This window comes from Litorivita sp. NS0012-18, assembly GCF_040371945.1.
GTDB lineage: Bacteria > Pseudomonadota > Alphaproteobacteria > Rhodobacterales > Rhodobacteraceae > Litorivita.
In genome coordinates, this window is record NZ_BAABWS010000019.1 from 1 (window position 1) to 433 (window position 433).

Genomic DNA, 433 nt, shown 5'->3' on the forward strand with positions numbered 1-433 from the left:
GATGACGTGGCCTCGACCGAGGAAGACACGCCGGTCACCATCGATGTGCTTGGCAATGACACCGACGTGGATGGCGACCCGCTCACCGTGACCGAGGCGACCAGCCCCGACGGCGATGTGACCATCAACCCCGATGGCACGATCACCTTCGAGCCTGCACCCGACTTCACCGGCGAGGCGACGATCACCTATACGGTGGACGACGGCCAAGGCGGCACGGACACGGCGCAAGTCACTGTAAACGTTGGCGAAGTCAATGACCCGCCGGTCGCGGAAGATGACGCGGCCACCACCGATGAGGACACGCCTGTCACCATCGATGTTTTGGGCAACGACACCGACGCCGACGGCGATGACCTGACCGTCACCGAGGCGACCAGCCCCGATGGCACCGTCTCGATCAACCCCGATGGCACGCTCGAGTTCACCCCGA

General features: G+C 64.4%; 1 protein-coding gene. It reads left to right on the plus strand.

What is annotated here, in order from left to right; all coding sequences use genetic code 11:
- Positions 1 to 433, plus strand: a 433-nt coding sequence (locus ABWV64_RS15960; protein WP_353347077.1) for a cadherin-like domain-containing protein, incomplete at both ends; no start/stop codon positions are given.